Annotated in this window: 2 protein-coding genes; both read left to right on the top strand. The window is 37.6% G+C overall.

What is annotated here, in order from left to right:
- The first annotated feature begins 309 nt into the window (after window positions 1-309).
- Window positions 310-714 (top strand): type II toxin-antitoxin system YafO family toxin, encoded by a 405-nt coding sequence (locus VPNCDNU1_RS28430; protein WP_104403490.1) that lies wholly within the window; start codon window positions 310-312, stop codon window positions 712-714.
- An 8-nt stretch (window positions 715-722) separates the two neighbouring features.
- A complete protein-coding gene (locus VPNCDNU1_RS28425) occupies window positions 723-995 on the top strand; it encodes a hypothetical protein (protein WP_104403489.1) in 273 nt (90 codons plus the stop codon).
- Window positions 996-1,060: the final 65 nt, after the last annotated feature.

Raw genomic sequence — 1,060 nt, 5'->3', positions numbered from 1 at the left:
TGCGGTTTAAGCTGGCGTTAGCCTTCAGGGATGAATTTTACTTCCCTCGCAAATCTTGTCTTGATAAATAGGTGAATAGTTTCATAGAGAATATGTTCGTTCTGATTCAAATTGTCAGAGAGATCGAGCGTGAAAAAGTCATCAAGACCTATTGTTATTCAAAAAAGTAAGCCTGCAACAAACCTCAACTTAGATGTGAATGAAATTGAAAAGACCAGAATAGCTCTCGCGGCGAGAAATGCCAAAAAGCAAATTTTGTCTAGAGCCTCCATCACAAAAAACATAGTTATTGTAGAGGAGGAATAGGTGATGGCAAAAGAGGTCAGAATATTCGCATATAAGGCGTTTAAAGATTCACTTTCTCCTGATGTATATGAATCCATTAAAAATAAATTTAAAATTTATAAAAGCACAGGAGAGGCTCCAAGTAATTTTGGGCGAGATACCACATTTGATTTCCCTGAACAACTTCGTCAGTCAGGTCTAAAGCATATTCATATAAAAGACAGGACATCAAAGCGATGGAACCTAAAGAAGTATGCATTCGATAAAACTAGCAATACAGCTCTAATTTATTGTAGCAACTACTTTCATCCGAATTGCTATTTGCTCATTGGGCTCATTGAAAATGCTCACCAAGTATATAAAGATGACTTATTATATTTACTTGAAATGTCAGATATTGCTGATAAATTTAGCAATCGAAATTTCTAGGAGTACCTATGTCAATTACACTTAAATGGAACAAAGAAAAGCCTAGCACACCAGGAATATACTTTACTGCGATAAAGTTAGGTGAAGGTCTTGGACGTTATGATTTTTTACTATGGAGTGGTGATGTATGGGAAACCGATCAAAAGGTTGAGGTTATTGCGTATGTCGATGCCGATGAGATAAAAAGGGTTCTATCACCAAATTGGCCGGAAGATGTGGAAGTTTGCCTGCCTACTCCTAGTCACCAAAGCTCAGATGATGATCTTTGGGTGGAAGATTAAAGGCTAACAAAAGCTTCAAACCGACAGCCAACGCGTGGCACTTTTGGTTTGCGGTGATTTTCGTG

Origin of the sequence: Vibrio penaeicida (genome assembly GCF_002933855.1) — a bacterium.
GTDB classification, from domain to species: Bacteria; Pseudomonadota; Gammaproteobacteria; order Enterobacterales; family Vibrionaceae; genus Vibrio; species Vibrio penaeicida_A.
This window is presented reverse-complemented; position numbering and strand designations above follow the sequence as displayed.

Excerpts from the sequence above, each read along its gene's own strand:
- VPNCDNU1_RS28430 (WP_104403490.1), top strand. The coding sequence starts at position 310 with ATGGCAAAAGAGGTCAGAATATTCGCATATAAGGCGTTTAAAGATTCA.
- VPNCDNU1_RS28425 (WP_104403489.1), top strand. The coding sequence starts at position 723 with ATGTCAATTACACTTAAATGGAACAAAGAAAAGCCTAGCACACCAGGA.